A 16,990-nucleotide genomic window follows, 5' to 3' on the forward strand; every position below is an offset into this window, starting at 1 on the left:
ATAAGATCCTGAAATGGGACAAAAATAGAGCGATACAAAGGGGGAGTTTGTGAATATTCTTAGCTACTTACAGCGGATTGGTAGGGCGCTTATGGTGCCTGTCGCCGTATTACCAGCCGCCGCAATCCTAATGGGGATTGGTTATTGGATTGACCCAGATGGTTGGGGCGCCAATAGCGCAATCGCTGCGTTACTGATCAAATCCGGTGCTGCCATCATCGACAACATGTCCGTGTTGTTTGCGATTGGTGTTGCGTACGGAATGTCTAAAGATAAAGATGGTGCTGCTGCATTAACCGGTTTTGTCGGCTTCTTAGTCGTGACAACACTGTGTTCACCTGCGTCCTACTCAATGATTATGAGCGTGCCAGTGGAATCCGTTCCTGCTGCGTTCAATAAAATCAATAACCAGTTCGTGGGTATCCTTGTTGGGGTTCTCTCTGCTGAACTTTACAACCGTTACAGTGGCGTTGAGCTGCCAAAAGCGTTGTCATTCTTCAGTGGTCGTCGCCTCGTCCCGATTTTAACCTCATTCCTGATGATCATCCTGGCATTCATTCTGATGTATGTTTGGCCAGTGGTGTATAACGGATTAGTGGCGTTCGGTGAAAGCATCAAAGATATGGGATCGGTAGGTGCAGGTATCTACGCCTTCTTTAACCGTTTATTAATTCCTGTTGGCTTACACCACGCACTGAACTCCGTATTCTGGTTCGATGTGGCGGGAATTAACGATATTCCTAACTTCTTAGGTGGCGCGAAGTCCATCGAAGCAGGTCTGGCAACGGTTGGGATTACGGGTCGCTACCAAGCGGGCTTCTTCCCTATCATGATGTTTGGTCTGCCAGGTGCGGCTCTGGCTATCTATCACTGCGCACGTCCAGAAAATAAAGCCAAAGTGGCTGGTATCATGATTGCAGGTGCGTTTGCTGCATTCTTTACGGGTATCACTGAACCGCTTGAATTCTCATTTATGTTCGTTGCACCAGTACTGTATGTGATCCACGCATTATTGACCGGTATTTCTGTCTATATCGCGGCAACAATGGAATGGATTTCAGGCTTCGGCTTCAGTGCGGGGCTGGTGGATATGTTCTTACAGACACGTAACCCACTCGCAACTCACTGGTACATGCTGATTGTTCAAGGCTTAGTCTTCTTCTGCATCTACTACGTGATTTTCCGATTCATGATCCGCAAATTCAACCTGTTAACGCCAGGCCGTGAAGTCAGCGCGGGTGATGAAACTGTTGACGGTTATGACGAAAACGTTAGCGATGCACACAGCGATGAAAGCGAAATTCAAAAAGAAGCTCGTCAGTATATTGCAGCGGTAGGTGGTAGCGACAACATCGTTAACATCGACGCGTGTATCACACGTTTACGTTTAGGCGTAAAAGATTCAGCGGTAGTCAACGACCCACTTGCTAAACGTATTGGTGCATCTGGCGTGATCCGCCTGAACAAGCAAAACGTGCAAGTGATTGTAGGAACTCGCGCGGAATTAATTGCTAAAGCGATGACGGAAGTGATGGCAAAAGGCCCTATTGCGGCATCTACGCCTGTTGCTGCTCCAGAAAAAAGCCAGAAAGCGGAACCAGAAAAAGCAAAAGGTAACGCGGTTCTGTCGTTAATCGCACCCGTTAGTGGTGAAGTTTACTCGCTGGATCAGGTTCCTGATGAAGCGTTCTCTAGCCGCATCGTCGGTGATGGTATTGCTATCAAACCAACCAGCAGTGAAGTGGTGGCGCCGGCCGCAGGGACAATTGTGAAAATTTTCCCAACTAACCATGCATTCTGCCTCGAAACCGCGAATGGCGTTGAACTGATTGTGCATATGGGGATTGATACCGTTGCATTAAATGGTGAAGGCTGTGAGCGTTTAGTTGAAGAGGGTGCGGAAGTTGAAGCGGGTACACCAATTCTGAAACTTGACCTGCCATTCCTTGAAGCGAATGCAAAATCAATGATCAGCCCTGTTATCATCAGTAATATTGATGACTTCGCTGGTGTTGATATTTTAGCGAAAGGTCAGGTTACTGCCGGTGAAACCGTTATTTATCACGTATTAAAATAATGCGCATATAGATAACAAAAACGAGCAGTACACACGAATGCCAGCTTAATTAGCTGGCATTTTTTTATCTAAATTATCCGTAGTTAATATCCAAAGCATTAATTCCCCAAGCATTAATTCCCCAAGCATTAACTTCCAAGGTATTAATTCCTATATTAATCAATCATGTATTCGGTATAACCGAATTTAACTTTTTGGTACTTATTACTATTTTATTTCTCTTATGGCTTATTTTCCTTGCGATTGATTTCCCTTGTTGGCGAGGGGAAAAATTATTTAAGGAAATTGGTTGGTTAAAGGACGCTGTTTTTTAAAGGAATAAATAAGATGATGTCAAAAATAACGCTAGTGAGTGAAGCTAGTGAATATGTGTTTCAAAAAATGAACCATTTTTTTCAATGCTCAGGGAATGCGATTCGCATTCGCAGAATGAACAAAGAAAATCTAAAGTATTGCAATATCAGTTCATTAGCAACAGAAGAACCTTTGGATTGGCTAGAGTATCAAGAAATTGTCATGACCAAAGAGAGCTTTAGTTTCTGTTTTAAACTCATTAGCCGTAACCGAATTTTAGTTCGAATACCCGATAAAGCCGCGGGAGGCTGTGTTTGTAGCTATGATCCTCACAGCCGCCGAGCGACAATCGAAATACTGCAAAATTTTGAGAAAAACAATAAAGCATTAGATGGAAAAATGATGGTTTACTCATTGCTGAGTATTTTATTTTTTCTCATCAAGGTTGGGGGCGAGGGGGTCTATATTAACAATCCGGCTAACGAAGACCTTCTTGACTATTATATTGATGAACTAGGCTTTCAGGATGTCTTTAAAGATGGCTGTCTACTGTATAGCACCAAGCAGCAGCTGTTTAATCTCTTTGATGCGTTAAGGGAACAATGGAAACCCAAAACGGCTCGAAACATCACAGAAATACCGAATGAGAGTGAAGAGCTAATTGCGGATGAATTTATGGGTTTGATTATCAGTGTCGCTCAAGCCATTAAGCAGATGCCCAAGGCACCGAAAGGGGAATCTGTTGGGAAATTTGCTGATGAATTTGATGTATGGCGAAAAAAACTAATTGATTGAATATACTTAAGTTTGTAAATAAAAGGTTATGTTTGTTAATTAATTTGGCGAAATCTCAAAGTGAGTTGTCAAATCTGCGTAAGCACAGGACGGTTCTCAAGGATAAGATAAAAACTCAATCATCTTTGAGGATCATCCTGTGGATTTACTACTTTGTTTATTTGGTTTTATTTCGGGGATCACAACAGCGCTGTTCGGTTTCGGGGGCGGTTTTATTACGGTACCCCTGTTATACGCCTTAATTACCCTTGTTTGGGGACCCTGCCATGATGCTAGCGACGTTGCGATGCAAATCGCCGTCGCCACGTCCACATTTGTGATGATTTTCTCATCAAGTTTATCGAGCCGGGCACACTACCTGAAAGGGAATTTTAACTGGCAAATTATTAAGCCTTTTATGCTGCCTATTTCGATTGGCGGGATTTTAGGCGCTCTCATCGCGTTATCGGTAGACAGTGACTGGATCCGCTGGATATTTATCGGTTATCTCATTATCACTATTCTCGACTGCTTTATTCGCCCAGGATTTATGCAACCCCAGTCAGAAGGTAATACGTTAAGAAGCGACAAATGCATTGAGGATACCGTCATCGGTACAGTAATCGGTACTGTCGCGGCATTTTTAGGTGTGGGGGGGAGTGTGATGACGGTGCCTCTAATGCGTCGTCGTGGAGCGGGCATGTTGCAAGCGGCGGCATTTGCTAACCCGCTGACGTTACCGATGGCAATCACGGGCTCCTTGATTTACTTCTATTTTGCGATGGAAAAGCACCTTGAATTAGGCTCCGGCTTCTTAGGGATGATTTATATTAAAGGCGCTTTAATTTTGATTGCTACCTCGTGGCTAGGTATTCGTTTTGCTTCGTTTTTGATGCCCTACTTGAGTGATAAACGCCACGCCCAAAGCTATCCCATTTTATTGATGGTGGTTCTTGGGGTCATGCTATTCGTATAAATAGCCTATTTTTTGATAAAAATCCCTCTTTGCCATTGCTTTTGCCGACTAACCTTAATCAAACGGTTGTTTCTGGACGTATTATGGTAGAATATATTCGGTTACTATACGAATTTAGCGCGCTTTTGGCACTGAGGAACGATGACAATGAATGAGGCAGATGCTCGCCCAACTAACTTTATCCGTCAGATCATAGATGAAGATCTGGCGACTGGGAAACACACATCAGTACATACCCGTTTTCCACCTGAACCGAATGGCTACTTACACATTGGCCATGCGAAATCAATTTGCTTGAACTTTGGTATCGCGAAGGATTATCAAGGCCAGTGTAACTTACGCTTTGATGATACTAACCCGGTCAAAGAAGATGTTGAGTATGTGAACTCCATTCAAAATGACGTCCAATGGTTAGGTTTCCAGTGGAGCGGCAACATTCGCTACTCATCGGATTATTTTGATATTTTATATCAATACGCGATTGAGCTTATCAAGAAAGGCCTTGCCTACGTTGATGAATTAAGCGCGGATGAAATTCGTGAATACCGTGGCACATTAAAAGAGCCAGGTAAAAACAGCCCTTACCGTGAGCGCCTGATTGAAGACAACTTAGCGTTATTTGAAAAAATGCGCGAGGGTGGCTTCGAAGAAGGTAAAGCGTGTCTGCGTGCGAAAATCGACATGGCATCACCATTTATGGTTATGCGTGATCCCGTGTTATACCGCATTAAATTTGCAGAACATCACCAATCCGGTAATAAATGGTGCATCTACCCGATGTACGACTTCACTCACTGTATTTCTGATGCGCTGGAAGGCATTACACACTCACTGTGTACATTAGAATTCCAAGACAACCGCCGTCTGTATGATTGGGTGCTGGACAATATCACGATTGACTGCCACCCGCGTCAGTACGAGTTCTCTCGTCTGAACCTTGAATACACGGTGATGTCAAAACGTAAACTGAACCAATTAGTGACTGAAAAACACGTTGCTGGTTGGGATGACCCACGCATGCTGACCATCTCTGGTTTACGTCGTCGTGGTTATACTGCTGCATCAATTCGTGAATTCTGCCGTCGTATCGGTGTCACTAAGCAAGATAACAACGTCGAAATGGCGGCATTAGAATCTTGCATCCGTGATGACCTGAATGACTCAGCACCACGTGCAATGGCGGTTATCGATCCAGTTCGCTTAGTGATTGAAAACATGCCAGCAGGCGAAGAAATTCTGAAGGCACCAAATCACCCGAACAACCCAGAAATGGGAACGCGTGAAGTGCCATTTAGCAATGAGCTGTATATTGACCGTGCAGATTTCCGCGAAGAAGCTAACCGCCAATATAAGCGTTTGGTATTAGGTAAAGAAGTGCGTCTGCGTAATGCTTACATCATCAAAGCAGAGCGCGTAGAAAAAGATGCAGAAGGCAATATTACCACTATCTTCTGTACTTACGATGCAGGCACATTGAACAAAGATCCTGCTGACGGTCGTAAAGTTAAAGGCGTTATTCACTGGGTAAGTGCAGCACATGCACTGCCAGCGGAAATTCGTCTGTATGACCGCCTGTTTACTGTACCAAACCCAGCAGCTGAAGATGATTTCTTATCCGTGTTGAACCCAGAATCTCTGGTTATCCGCCAAGGTTTCGTTGAACCAAGCCTGCGCGATGCGCCAGCAGAAAAAGCATACCAGTTTGAGCGTGAAGGTTACTTCTGCGCAGATAACAAACTGAGCAGTGCGGATAAGCTGGTGTTTAACCGTACGGTTGGGTTGCGTGATACTTGGGCTAAGATTGAGTCTAACTAAATCCTCGTCATACTTCGCGCTATAGTGTCGTTGGCTTGTGTATGCTCCTAGGGATTAGCTCACTTGCCGCCTTGCTACAACGCGAATTATTTAGAGGATTGCTGAGAACAGCCTAAGAAAAAAACAGTTTATTAACCCCCAATAGTTGGAATGCCAATTACTGGGGGTCTTTTTACATCAAAATACAGTTGTGGGTGCAGCTGAACACTCACAGAAGATTCAGCGTTGGCTCGTGAAATCTTTCAATCCATAGACCAATGCTTCTATCCATGCAGCATAGTCATGGCCACTTGACCATGAATGGAAGCTGGTTTTGTAGTTTTTATCTCGTAGAACATGTTCAAGCTCTTGGCTATTAAGCCAAATGCCGCCATCAGCACCTTGGTTTTCAAATAATCCTGCTTGTATCCAGAAACTGATCGGATAATGCGGTGATTGCTGATATTGACGAGTTAACCATCCTGGCTTTTCACCTTCAGGCGCCCACCAGTACGAGCCAGATAGGCTCAGCACATGACTAAATTGATTTGGATATCGCAATGCGACCCAGGATGATGCCAATCCGCCATAACTTGCGCCAGCCACAATCGTCTTTTCATTATTTATTTCAATACCATTTTTGCTCACCCAAGGTAGCAGTTCCAGCGCCATAAAATCAGCAAAAGCTTCATTTGGAGGGAGTTCCTTGGAGCGACGTTTACTATCCAGACTATCTATAAAGACAATATTAATCGGGGGTAATTGATGATTAGCAATCAAACCATCAATTACATTGGCGGTGTGATATTTATCCTGCCAAATTTGACCATCAAACAAAAATAATGTCCAACTAACCGGCGTTGTCGCTTTTGGGCGATAAAGAATGATTTCTCGGCTATTTCCAAGGAATTCACTTTTTAATGTATGTAGAGTCAAAGAGCCATGGTTTATAGGCTGTTTCATTGTATCGCGGGTAAAATACCGTGAGGGTTTTAAATCAAGTAAGGATGATGTGTTCCACTTATCTTCATTTTCTATACTCATAGTCGCATGATTTAAAGGGTCTGCTTGTGCAGTGACCAAAATCGCACGGCGTTGTTCACGCGCATTGCCATCTACTTTAGGAACGTCAGGCGCTAATTGATATTGCATACGCGTATCTGCAGGGACCACGTAGCTGCGAAACCATACATCGGAGTCACCCAGTTTAAACATAGGATCATGATCGCCTGCCGGAGACCCTAAAATAAACACATTACCGCGCGCTGCGCGCCACAAAAAAGTGACTCGTTTATGGGATGTATCTACGGGTTCAACTAAAGGCGTACCGATGAGTTGCTGTTTTTCCCAAAATGCATCTGTTGTTCCTCCTGCTGCCAGCTCCTTTGCGAGTTGTTGTAAAGTAGGACTTACTGGATCAAGTTTTCGCACGCGATTGAGTGGCTGAGTTTCTGTCATTTTCCAGTCGAACTGCCATTTACTGCCGTTATTTCCATATAATACTAATGATGAAACTTGCCCCGTCGGGGATGAAAAAAGTAGCGACTTTTCTCCATCAGCGGGTCCTGCTTCCAATAAAGTGCGTAAATGATGGTTTTGCTGGTCGAGCAATTGTGCTCCTGTTGCCCCTTTTAGTGTGGCTGCAACATAGTTTTCACTAAGCGCTGGAAGCACAAAGCAAATCCTACCATCAGAATCGAATACACCTTCCTGAACCCCCTGGAGAGGTAGTTCGTTGCAAGGCGCAGCTATTGCGGGTACTGCACTCAAAGCGACCATTACGTAAAGTAAAACAGACTTCATGAGCCCTCACTTTCAAGTTAATCTTTATTATTAATGAGATAACAAAGGCTACATCTCAATTTATCGTAGCCTTTGTTCTTACTCTTTGTTTTACCAAGCGTAATCAAACGTGACAGTACCAGTTCGGCCTATACCATAAAAGCAGGCATCACTCATACCACAGGATGAAACATAATGTTTATCCATTAAGTTATTCACGTTTAACTGTATCGTTGCGCCTTTCAACGATGGGGAAATATTGGCAAGTTCATAGCCAACCATCGCATCGTAAAGTGTTACCCCAGGCACAGAAAAGCTATTATCTGCCCCTGCTTTGCTGGATCCGATATAGCGCACTCCTGCTCCGGCTTTCAGTCCATTCAGCATTCCTGAATTTTCTTCATATTGCCCCCAAACAGAGGCCATATTTTTAGGGATTCGAGGAAATTCTTTTCCTTTTTCAGCACTGTTTGCCGTTTCAAGCACTTTGGTTTTGGTATACGAATATGCCCCTGTAACGGCAAATTTGTCGGTGAGTTTACTGTTTATCTGGGCTTCCACACCTTTACTTTCACCCTTGCCGATTAGCGTCATATAGCCTAATTCAGAGTCGTATTTAGGAATGTTTTTTTGCTCGATATGATAGAGAGATAAGGTCGCCAGCGTTTTTTGGTCAGGGGTGAGGTACTTAATACCGATTTCCGTTTGCTTTGCTGTTTTAGGATCAAACGGCTTACTTTCTGGCTTTCTGTTGGTTGCAAGATTTGGCTCAAAAGAGGTGCTGTAGCTAATATAAGGGGAAATACCATTATCAAATGAGTATAACACCCCAACTAAGCCTGTTAGTTTGCCATCATTTTGTTTCGAGTTGTCACTGTTCGTTCTGTCTATCGTTTTTACTTCAATCCAGTCATATCGGGTGCTAGCTAATAAGTTCCAGCTATTCCATTCAATTTGGTCTTGAATATAAATACCGATTTGATCGCTTTTTTGTAACTGGTCGGTGAATAGCGTCTGCTTGGATTCATCAATTTTCTGGTATTGGGGGTTACGCCAATCAATATCATAATTGCCGCTTCTGTCGCGCCAAAACTGTTTATCCTCTTTAGTCCATTTGTAATCGACGCCGACTAATAGTGTTTGATAAAGCCCCCCATTATCAATGTCGAAATTTAAATGAGTATCAACACCAAATGTATTGAGTTTTGTTTTTTCGTGCTGAGCCATTCGTTTTAGTACATAAGGATAGTTTTTAGCTTCACTTGCTAAGGTGTTAAATACTAAATAATTATATTTTTCATCAATTTCTGCGTAGCGTGCCTTTTGTACCAATGAAATTTGATCACTAAAATTATGTTCAAATTCATATCCAATACTATGTTGTTTTTGTTTGGAAATATTATAGTCAGGATTACTTATATTGAAGTCTTGTGGAATTTTTCCTTCTGGGGTTGATTCTAGAGTGCCAACTTTAGGAAGAAAATTTCGATAACCATTTTTCGGTGAGTTCTGTAGGTAAGCCAAAAGAGTGAAAGTAGTGTCTTCATTTAGGAATGTTATTGCAGGTGCAATAGCATATTTTTCTTCCTCATAGTCTCGTACCTGAGTATCTTTCTTCTTTGCCAAGCCATTTAAACGGTAGAGGATATTTCCATCATCCGTTAGCTGGCCACCGAGATCAAAAAATCCTTCTGTTTTATTTCGATTACCGACTCGTAACTGAATTTTATTGATGCTCTGTGCAGTGGGTTTTTTACTTGTCATGGCAATAACCCCGCCAGGGCTTATTTGTCCATATTGCACAGATGCCGGTCCTTTAATCATCTCAATTCTGTCTAGAAACCAAGGCTCAGTTGTGCCCATTGACGAGGACGCATTTCCGCCAAAAGGAATGCCATCTAGAATTTTGTTCGCATAATCAAAACCGCGACTGAATACCTCATCATTGCGATTCGAATCACCACGGTATTCGGTAACCACACCGGGTGTATACCTCAGTGCATCCACAACAGTTTCTGCTGCTCTGTTTTCTATTTGGGTTTTGGTCACCACATTTACTGTCTGTGGTATTTTCATTATCTCAGTTTCATTCTTTGTTGCAGAAGATGTCGTTGTTGCGGTGTATGAATCACTTGAGCTTGGTGTAGTCACAACCAGAACGTCAGTTGCTGAAGCCGCGAATGGCGAAACTATTAACAGTGATAGCGCTGATAGCTTATTTAACATAGCAATACCTGTTCATCCCTATTTTTAACGTATGGTTCTAATATTTATTAGTAAAATCATATTGATGCATAAATTTATGCATTTGTGCTTTATTGAATATCATGTGTGTGATTTTATATGATAATAATAATCATTTAAATAATTAATGATAATAATAATCATTAAGAATACCATATGATAATTAATCAGTTTTTTATGTTTTAGAAAGTCAGGATTTCAACCAGATTGCTCTTTGCTCAATGAGGCAACTATCAACGCATTTCATCAGCGCATCTAATGCTTCGGTCTGAATAGGGTTATAAGATTCGGCTTGTGATTTTGATTGGCGGATATATTGGGTCAGGGAAATGGGGCTTCTCGATCGTGAAAAAGGTATTTTCATTTTTCGAGGAGTAAGGAGTGTAACGAAAAGAGCTCGACATAATGAAGTGCCCACTAGCTATTGGGGCGCTTCATTAATCGGGAGGGGATAAAATGGGTTATTTGGCTGGTTTATCAACGTTATTTTTCAGTAAATCATGCAGATACTGATTGGCGCTGGTGACTTTACCTTGGGCATCGGTGACTTGATACTCTTCTCCGGTGATAGAGGATTTGGATGCCACATTGTCAATAAACTGCTCTGTTGTCTGTAAGCGTTTTTCGGTTTTACCTAGCTTTAAACGCAAATGGGATTCAGCTTCTGGTGCGGAATGACCGGAACCATTACGCGTGAACGTTAAATTCTGCTGTTTGCCCAATTCCGTTAACAACGCTTCAGTCCGCGTTTTCTCTTCTGGGCTTAGCGCAAGGGCTTTGGTGGTGACGAAAATAGTTAAAAAAATCACTAAGATTGAAGCAAAACGGCAAGAAGCTTGAGTCAGTAACGATTGCACAGGAAACGCTCCGATAAGTTAAGATTGGAGAGATTATAGGCAGCCGAGATGAATAAACTATCAGTAATAGTCTGAGAATCATGTTTTAAGACAAACTTAGGTTTTAAGGCATAAATTAAGGCATAAAACGGTAGCCAATGCCGGTTTCAGTTAAAAGATGTTCGGGGCGAGCAGGGTCATTTTCCAACTTCTGGCGTAAATGCCCCATATAAATGCGTAGATAATGATTATGTTCGACGTAACTTGGCCCCCAGACTTGCAGCAACAAATGGCGCTGAGTGAGCACTTTTCCGCTATTGGCGACGAGTTCGCTAAGTAACCGAAACTCAATGGGGGTGAGATGCAGCTCTTCGCTGCCTTTAGTCACGATACGGTTGATGAAATCCACCGTGACATCGCCAAATTGAAAAGTCGGGCTTTCTTGACCGGCTTTACCAAAGCGACGCAAAGCGACTCGGACACGGGCGAGTAATTCACTGATACCAAAAGGTTTCGTTAAATAATCATCGGCACCCGCATCAAGAGCGGCCACTTTTTGGGACTCTTCTTCACGAGCAGAAAGTACGATCAACGGAATACTGCTCCATTGGCGTAAATCACGGATCAAATCCAATCCATCACCGTCGGGTAATCCAAGATCTAAAATCACCAAATCAGGCTGACGAGTACCAGCTTCTATGAGTCCTCGTTGGTAATTTTCAGCTTCAAAAATTTTCCAGCCTTCACCCTCCAACGCTAATCGAACAAAGCGGCGGATCTCTTTTTCATCTTCAATGATCAGGATTTGATGGGAACTCACAGTCTGCTAAGTGCTCCTAAATTTCGTTTTCGCTTTCGTTTTCAATCTCGGGTAACGGCTTTAATGGCAAAATAAAATGGAAGCTGGCGCCACCTTTTTCATTATTTTCAGCCCAAATTTCCCCTTCATGGAGATGGATAATAGCACGACAGATAGCTAAACCTAAGCCAACTCCCGGAATTGCTGATTCTTTTTGTGCGCGGGAAAATTTATCGAAAATGGTTTTTTCTTGCCCGTCGGGAATGGCATTGCTGGCATCCCACACTTCGATATGGGCTTTTTGTGATTCGATAGACGCACGAATACCAATTGGGGTGTCGCTATCACTGTATTTTATGGCATTTTCGAGCAAGTTAATGATGACGCGCTCAATCAAATTGCCGTCACAATACAAGAGTAAATCGGCTGGAATATCAATATCAAGTGGGTGACTATCTAAAGTGTAGTCCAAGATGCGAACTGCGCTGCTCGTAATTTCTTGCAGAGATTCCCATTCCAAATTTGGGTGGATCCCCCCAGATTGTAAGCGAGCCATATCCAATAAATTATTCACTAATCGCGAAGTGCTTAACACCTGTTGGCGCATCTGGCTGACTTGTGCGGTGAGTGGTGAATTTTCGGCTGATAACTCCAACATCAAAATTTCACTTTGACCAAATAAAACAGTCAGTGGCGTTTTGAGATCATGGGATAAGGCTGCCAGCAGTGAATTTCGTAATTGCTCCCGTTCAACATCCAGCTTGGCTCTCTCTGCTTGTTTGGTCAGTTGCAGGCGGGAAAGGCTACTGGCGATTAATCCGGTAAAGGTTTGCAACATACGCTGCTGTTCGGGGATCAATAATTGGCGAATATTACGCGGCTCAATGGCGAGCACGGCAAGGGTTTCATCCGCCGTTGTGATGGGCTGTAATTGGTACGGCACGCTGGGAAGTGTGTCCGTCCCTGCACCTGCAGGCTGGCGCTTATCGAAGCTCCATTTTGCGATCGCTTTGTCGATTTGCAACTGGCTATAACCTTCGCACTGTAATGGCGTCAGTTGGTTGTTTTCATCGGGGAGTAGCAAACAGGTTTTTGCCTGAAAGGCGTTGTTTAAAAAGTGGTAGCCAGTTTTACCGATATCTTCCGTGCTGAGGGCTTGACCTAGCTCTTTGGTCATTTCATATAAATGGCGCGTGCGTTGTTCTCGATAACGGGCAATTCTTGCCTGATAGCGCATACCTGCGGTCAAGTTCCCGACAACCACCCCCACAATCAGCATTACGGTAAAAGTCACCAGATACTGCATGTCCATGATAGCCAAAGAGAAATGAGGCTGAACAAAGAATAAGTCAAAACTAATCACGTTGACTAATGCGGCGAAAACGGAAGGGCGGCGACCGTAAAATAACGCGACTAATACCACACCCAATAAATAGAGGGTGACTAAGTTGGCTTTATCCAGCGCCAATAAGAAGGTTCGAGAAAATAGGGTGATAGCTGCACACATGGCGATCGCCATTAAATAGCCATTGACATCAGAGCGCCATTTTTCGGTAAACGGCTTTCTTTCTGGCTCTTTATCCCAATCGCTTTTTTCTTCAAGGGCGACAATGATCAAATCTAAATCAGGCCCGAGTTTACCTAGCCTATCCGCAAAACCTTGGTGTAAATTGAATTTATACCATTTGCGATGTTTATCCCGTCGGCCGATCAAAATTTTACCGAGGTTATGCTCTCGTGCGTAACGCAAAATGGCTTTTTCTTCATTAGGATCAGAAAGGGTGGTGGTTTCTGCGCCTAAATCTTGCGCTAGCCTTAAGGCTTTTAAAATAGCTCGGCGCTGATTTTCAGGAAGTTGGTGTAAGGTTGGGGTTTCTACATACACCGCATGCCAAACACTGCCGAACTTAGCGGCAAGGCGAGCGGCGGCGCGAACCAGTTTTTCATTGCCTGTATTATGCCCGATGCATAAAAGTAATCCGTCGCGGGTATGCCAAACGGGGGCTTCGCCTTTACCATCACGAAACTCACGCATTTGGTCATCAACGCGATCAGCTGTGCGGCGTAGGGCTAATTCCCGTAAAGCAATTAAGTTTCCTTTACGGAAAAAATGCTCGATAGCACGTTCAGCCTGTCCCGGAATATACACTTTGCCTTCTTTTAAACGTTGGCGCAGGTCATCGGGAGGTAAATCCACTAAAACCACTTCATTGGCGGCATCAAAAATATGGTCAGGCACGGTTTCACGCACGCGGATACCGGTGATGCTGCCGACAATGTCATTTAAGCTTTCAATATGTTGAACGTTAACGGTGGTGAGAACGTCAATGCCCGCATCCAGTAATTCTTCGACATCTTGCCAGCGTTTAGGGTGGCGGCTGCCATTTGGATTACTGAAGGCAAGTTCATCCATCAAGATAATGGCAGGATGCCTTGCCAATGCAGCATCAATATCGAAGGCGTGCAGGCGACGCCCTCGATGGCTGATTTTTAACGGAGGTAGTTGCGGGAGCCCATCCAGCAGCGCGGCGGTTTCTTCTCGTTCATGAGTTTCGACCACGCCAATCAGCACATCTAACCCTTGTGCTCGAAGGCGTTGCGCTTCTTGCAACATGGCATAAGTTTTCCCAACACCAGCGCAAGCACCGAAGAAAATCTTAAGTTTGCCACGTCCACTTTCGTTTGCCTTTACCAACAGGTCATCTGGGTTTGGGCGGATAGGCTCCTGATTATTCATAACTGACCTCAGTGATTTTGACTGTTAGCTTCCCGTTGATAGGTATCAAGGGCAAGGTTTAACTCTAATACGTTGACGACCGGCTCTCCTAAAAATCGAAACAGAGGAGATTGCGTATTGTCAGAGATAAGCGATTTTACCTTGTCTATCGATAACTGTCTGTTTTTGGCAATACGCGGCGCTTGATATAACGCAGCGGCAACCGAAATATGTGGATCTAGCCCGCTGGATGAGGCGGTCAGTAAATCCACAGGCAGAATATCACCACCATCGGGTTCATGCTGTTTCAATGCGACTGAGCGCTCAGTCAATTCCTTGGTTAACAGTGGGTTGCTGATGGCTAAGTTGCTGCCACCAGAGGCCAGTGCGTTATAAGGCATTTCAGCTGTCACAGACGGGCGACCATAAAAGTAATTGTCATTTTGGTAAGACTGCCCAATCAGTGATGACCCGATAACGCGATTATCTTGCAAGATCAGCGAGCCCATCGATTGAGTTGGAAAAATAACATTAGCGAGCCCAGTCACAAGCAGCGGATAAGCAATCCCAGTCACCAGCGTTAACAGAACTAAAATCATTAATGAAGAACGAAACATGCTCATAATAGGCTCCTTAAATACCAAACAAGCTGATGAACATATCGATAAGCTTGATCCCTACAAATGGGACAATCAAGCCACCTAACCCATACAGGCTCAAGTTACGCTGTAAAAGTGATTGAGAACTCATTGGGCGATAATTCACCCCTTTTAATGCCAGTGGAATTAAGAACACGATAATCAAGGCATTAAAAATAACCGCCGACAGCAATGCCGAAGCTGGTGAGTGCAAATGCATAATATTCAAGGCATTGAGTTGTGGCCATGTGACCGCAAAACAGGCTGGAATAATCGCGAAGTATTTGGCGATATCGTTGGCAATACTGAATGTGGTCAATGAACCGCGAGTCATCAGCATCTGTTTACCGATATGCACGACTTCAATCAGCTTGGTTGGGTTGGAATCTAAATCCACCATGTTACCGGCTTCTTTCGCCGCTTGCGTACCCGAGTTCATGGCAACCGCCACATCCGCTTGCGCTAATGCAGGGGCATCGTTGGTACCGTCTCCGGTCATGGCCACTAAGCGGCCTTCCGATTGATATTGGCGGATTAACGCAAGTTTTGCTTCAGGGGTGGCTTCAGCTAAGAAATCATCCACGCCTGCTTCTGCGGCTATTGCTGCTGCGGTCAGGTGATTATCTCCCGTGATCATCACGGTTTTGATCCCCATCGCACGCATTTGTGCAAAACGCTCTTTCATGCCGCCTTTGACGATGTCTTTGAGCGCCACGACGCCGAGCACCGTTTGGCTATCCACCACCACTAACGGTGTTCCCCCTGTCTGCGCCACTTGTTCAACAAGTTTGTCGGCTTCGACAGGGAATTTTCCGTGATTCGCTTCAACATAACGGCGAATAGCATCTGCTGAACCTTTGCGGATCATGCGCTCGCCGACGTTCACACCGCTCATGCGCGTCATCGCAGAGAAGGGGACAAAGGTGGCATTCATGGCGTGGATATCGCGTTCGCGTAAATTGAATTTCTGTTTTGCCAGCACCACAATACTGCGCCCTTCAGGGGTTTCATCCGCTAAAGAAGAAAGCTGAGCCGCATCCGCCAGTTGCTGCTCGGTGACGCCATTCAACGGTAAAAACTCAGAGGCTTGACGGTTTCCGAGGGTAATGGTACCCGTTTTGTCCAGTAACAGGACATCAACGTCTCCCGCTGCTTCCACGGCGCGCCCGCTGGTGGCAATCACGTTGGCACCCAGCATACGGCTCATTCCGGCAACCCCGATGGAAGATAGTAGCCCGCCAATGGTGGTTGGGATCAGACAGATAAGTAACGCAATCAACACAATGATAGAGACTGCCCCACCTGCACCCGCGTATTCAGTAGCAAACAAGGTGAATGGATATAACGTTGCACAGACTAAAACAAAGATAATGGTCAGTGCGGTTAATAAGATAGTGAGCGCGATTTCATTGGGGGTTTTACGGCGTTGTGCGCCTTCTACCATGGAGATCATGCGGTCTAAGAATGTTTCGCCCGGGTTAACCGTACATTCGACGATCAGCCAGTCAGAGAGTACGCGAGTTCCCCCCGTGACCGATGAAAAGTCTCCACCGGATTCACGGATCACGGGTGCGGATTCACCGGTGATCGCACTTTCATCTACGGAGGCGCCACCTTCAATCACTTCACCATCACAAGGGATGGTTTCCCCTGCGCGGATCAGGACGATATCGCCTTTACGCAGTTGGTCTGAACTGACCATTTCTTGCGGTGCATCGAGAGAGGCTGTCGCCAGCTTGGTTGCTCGGCTTTGCTGTTTTACGCCTTTTAAACTCTGAGCTTGCGCTTTACTACGACCTTCCGCTAAAGCTTCTGCAAAGTTGGCAAATAGCACAGTAAACCATAGCCATAAAGTGACCATGCCACTAAACCAAGCGTTGCCTTCACTGTAGCCAGCGACCATCGCTATCCATAATAAAGTGGTAATAATACTGCCGATGTAAACCACGAACATAACTGGGTTACGCCATTGTGCTTGTGGTGTCAGTTTTTTAATGGCATCAATTGTCGATTGGCGAACCAGTTTGCTATCAAATAATTGTGTTTTTTGATTTTTCATT

Annotated in this window: 9 protein-coding genes and 2 pseudogenes; 4 read left to right on the top strand and 7 right to left on the bottom strand. The window is 44.5% G+C overall.

Annotated features, from left to right (window positions below; translation table 11 throughout):
- Positions 1–49 precede the first annotated feature (49 nt).
- From nagE to glnS, 4 genes are all read left to right on the top strand, one after another.
- Positions 50–2,077, top strand: a complete 2,028-nt coding sequence (gene nagE, locus GKR74_RS17570; RefSeq protein WP_336431356.1) for an N-acetylglucosamine-specific PTS transporter subunit IIBC — start codon at positions 50–52, stop codon at positions 2,075–2,077.
- 327 nt (positions 2,078–2,404) lie between these two features.
- The gene (locus GKR74_RS17575) at positions 2,405–3,166 is read left to right on the top strand and encodes a hypothetical protein (protein WP_154604631.1); all 762 of its coding nucleotides are present in this window, start codon (positions 2,405–2,407) and stop codon (positions 3,164–3,166) included.
- A gap of 139 nt (positions 3,167–3,305) precedes the next feature.
- On the top strand, positions 3,306–4,121 hold the full coding sequence (locus GKR74_RS17580; RefSeq protein WP_336431357.1) for a sulfite exporter TauE/SafE family protein: 816 nt from the start codon (positions 3,306–3,308) through the stop codon (positions 4,119–4,121).
- Positions 4,122–4,268: 147 nt separating this feature from the next.
- Complete coding sequence (glnS, locus tag GKR74_RS17585; protein ID WP_108479374.1) at positions 4,269–5,936, top strand: glutamine--tRNA ligase; 1,668 nt, start codon at positions 4,269–4,271, stop codon at positions 5,934–5,936.
- Between the two features lie 231 nt (positions 5,937–6,167).
- Here the strand turns inward: glnS and GKR74_RS17590 are convergent.
- From GKR74_RS17590 to kdpB, 7 genes and pseudogenes are all read right to left on the bottom strand, one after another.
- Positions 6,168–7,718, bottom strand: a pseudogene (locus tag GKR74_RS17590) (esterase family protein); the annotation flags it as partial.
- A 90-nt stretch (positions 7,719–7,808) separates the two neighbouring features.
- On the bottom strand, positions 7,809–9,923 hold the full coding sequence (locus tag GKR74_RS17595) for a TonB-dependent siderophore receptor (RefSeq protein ID WP_154604633.1): 2,115 nt from the start codon (positions 9,921–9,923) through the stop codon (positions 7,809–7,811).
- A 479-nt stretch (positions 9,924–10,402) separates the two neighbouring features.
- Positions 10,403–10,798 carry a DUF5329 family protein gene (locus GKR74_RS17600; RefSeq protein WP_336431358.1) on the bottom strand — a complete coding sequence of 132 codons (396 nt, stop codon included), beginning with the start codon at positions 10,796–10,798 and terminating at the stop codon, positions 10,403–10,405.
- Positions 10,799–10,913: 115 nt separating this feature from the next.
- Positions 10,914–11,597: a two-component system response regulator KdpE gene (kdpE, locus tag GKR74_RS17605; RefSeq protein ID WP_006660467.1), complete on the bottom strand. Its 684-nt coding sequence runs from the start codon at positions 11,595–11,597 to the stop codon at positions 10,914–10,916.
- 16 nt (positions 11,598–11,613) lie between these two features.
- On the bottom strand, positions 11,614–14,313 hold the full coding sequence (kdpD, locus tag GKR74_RS17610; RefSeq protein WP_154604634.1) for a two-component system sensor histidine kinase KdpD: 2,700 nt from the start codon (positions 14,311–14,313) through the stop codon (positions 11,614–11,616).
- Positions 14,265–14,915 (bottom strand): annotated as a pseudogene (gene kdpC, locus GKR74_RS17615) (potassium-transporting ATPase subunit KdpC). The gene kdpD and the pseudogene kdpC overlap by 49 nt, the downstream one beginning before the upstream one ends.
- Before the next feature lie 10 nt (positions 14,916–14,925).
- Positions 14,926–16,989: a potassium-transporting ATPase subunit KdpB gene (gene kdpB / locus GKR74_RS17620; RefSeq protein ID WP_154604636.1), complete on the bottom strand. Its 2,064-nt coding sequence runs from the start codon at positions 16,987–16,989 to the stop codon at positions 14,926–14,928.
- Position 16,990 lies beyond the last annotated feature (1 nt).

The sequence above is a fragment of the Providencia sp. wls1914 genome, assembly GCF_009706645.1.
GTDB classification, from domain to species: Bacteria; Pseudomonadota; Gammaproteobacteria; order Enterobacterales; family Enterobacteriaceae; genus Providencia; species Providencia zhijiangensis.